The sequence below is a fragment of the Actinomadura soli genome, from assembly GCF_005889715.1.
Classification (GTDB): Bacteria; Actinomycetota; Actinomycetes; order Streptosporangiales; family Streptosporangiaceae; genus Spirillospora; species Spirillospora soli.
In genome coordinates, this window is record NZ_VCKW01000530.1 from 1 (window position 1) to 1,925 (window position 1,925).

At 71.9% G+C, this 1,925-nt stretch carries 2 protein-coding genes; one reads left to right on the forward strand and one right to left on the reverse strand.

Annotation, left to right across the window (positions count from 1 at the left end; genetic code table 11):
* Window positions 1-14: 14 nt before the first annotated feature.
* On the reverse strand, window positions 15-1,043 hold the full coding sequence (locus ETD83_RS41560) for an alpha/beta hydrolase (protein WP_138650724.1): 1,029 nt from the start codon (window positions 1,041-1,043) through the stop codon (window positions 15-17).
* Between the two features lie 131 nt (window positions 1,044-1,174).
* Between ETD83_RS41560 and ETD83_RS41565 the strand changes: the two genes are divergently transcribed.
* The gene (locus tag ETD83_RS41565; RefSeq protein ID WP_138650725.1) at window positions 1,175-1,906 is read left to right on the forward strand and encodes an isocitrate lyase/PEP mutase family protein; all 732 of its coding nucleotides are present in this window, start codon (window positions 1,175-1,177) and stop codon (window positions 1,904-1,906) included.
* Window positions 1,907-1,925 lie beyond the last annotated feature (19 nt).

Below are 1,925 nucleotides of genomic sequence, written 5' to 3' on the forward strand. Positions count from 1 at the left end.
GGGGTGTGGCGGTGTCAGGGGGCGATGGCGTGGCAGAGCCAGGTGAGGGCGAGCGGGTAGCGGTAGTCGATCCCGCCGTGCCCCGCCTCGAACAGCTCGAAGCGGATCACGTCCTCCCGGACTCCGGCGTCGAGGAGTGCCTGGCGGAACGCCTGCGCGCCGACGTCCAGGAACCATTCGTCGCGCGTCCCGCCGTCGATCCAGATCGCCCGCTGCGAGCGCATCGCCTCGGCGTGCCCCGGCACCATGCGGACCGGGTCCCAGGCGAGCCAGCGGTCCCAGACGTCCTGCCGGATCATGCCGTTGACCGGGTCGAACGGCAGGTCGGGCGTGCCGTCGTCGCGCGCGGAGTAGCACAGCGCCATGGCGAGGAGGTTGAGCAGGTCCATGTCCTCGGGCCTGGTGAACGAGGTGCGCCCCTTGAAGTCGTCCCACCAGCGCCAGATGTCGCCGTCGTACCTGCGCAGATGCCGGACGCACTTCGGGAACTCGGGCATGTAGGAGTACTCGAACAGCGCGTCTCCGGCGTGCGTCGCGAGGGCGCCGAACAGGTCGGGACGCAGCATCGGCGTGATCATCGCGCCGTAGCCGCCGCTGGACTTGCCGCTGATCGCGCGGTGCTCCGGGGCGTTCAGCGTCCGGTAGCGGGCGTCCACCCACGGGACGACCTCGTCGCAGATGTAGGAGTGGTAGCGGCCTGTGCCGGGCGAGTCGACGAACTGGCTGCCGCCGTGCGCCGTCCAGGCGTCCACGAACACCACGACCGCGGGCGGGGCCTCGCCGGACGCGAACACCGCGTCCGCGGTCTCCGGGAACGGCTGCCGGTACGGCATCCGGTTGCGCCACATCTCGAGGTGGCCGGTGAACCCCTGGATCGCGTACACGCTGGGGTAGCGGCGCTCCGGCTCGTCGTCGTAGCCGGGCGGGACGTAGACCAGGACGGGCCGCTCGTGCGGGTCGTCCAGCGGGTTGCCGCGCAGCAGCTCGCTGCTGACGACGTGCTCTTCCAGGCGGCCGGCGAGCTCGGCGGACCACGGCAGCATGCGCACTCCCTCATCGCGTTCGGCTGATCATCTCGACGCTAACCCAGCCGCCGGGGGCGGGGGAATGTCCGGGACGGGTGTCACACTTCAGTGGTCTGCCTAGTCCATTGGGTGATGGGAAAGGAGACACCATGACCGAACATGCCGCGCTGCTTCGTGACCTGCACCGTCCCGGTGATCCGCTGCTGCTGCCGAACGTCTGGGACGCGGCGAGCGCCACCACCGTCGAGGAGGCGGGCTTCCCGGCGCTCGCGACGGCCAGTGCCGCCATCTCCGCGATGCTCGGCTATCCCGACCACGAGGGCGCGCCCGCCGGGGAGATGTTCGCCGCCGCCGGACGCGTCATCCGCGCCGCGTCCGTCCCTGTCACCGTCGACGCCGAGGCGGGCTACGGGCTGTCGCCGGACGAGCTCGTCGAGCGCCTGCTCGCCATCGGCGCCGCGGGCTGCAACCTGGAGGACACCTACGCCGGGGCGCTCGCGGAGCCGGAGACGCAGGCCGAGTACCTCGCCGCCGTCCGGGCCGCCGCCGGCGACGCGCTGGTGATCAACGCCCGGGTCGACACGTTCGCCGCCAAGGCACCGGACCCGGCCGACGCCGCGATCGTCCGGGGCCGCCTGTACTTCGAGGCCGGGGCCGACTGCGTGTACCCGATCATGGCGCCGATCGACGCCGTCCCGACGCTGGTCAAGGAGCTGCCGGGCCCGATCAACGCGAACCAGATGCCCGGCTCGTCCGTGGCCGACCTGGCGGCCGCCGGGGTCGCCCGCGTCTCGTACGGCCCGATGCCGTACCTCCGGGCCCTGGACGCGCTGAAGGAGTTCGCGAACCGCCTCAAGGAGGGGCAGAACCCCTACGCCTGACCCAGCTCCCCAGCTCCCC

What these genes read in the sequence shown, in the direction of transcription:
- ETD83_RS41560 (WP_138650724.1), bottom strand. Translation starts at nt 1,043, where the DNA reads ATGCTGCCGTGGTCCGCCGAGCTCGCCGGCCGCCTGGAAGAGCACGTC.
- ETD83_RS41565 (WP_138650725.1), top strand. Translation starts at nt 1,175, where the DNA reads ATGACCGAACATGCCGCGCTGCTTCGTGACCTGCACCGTCCCGGTGAT.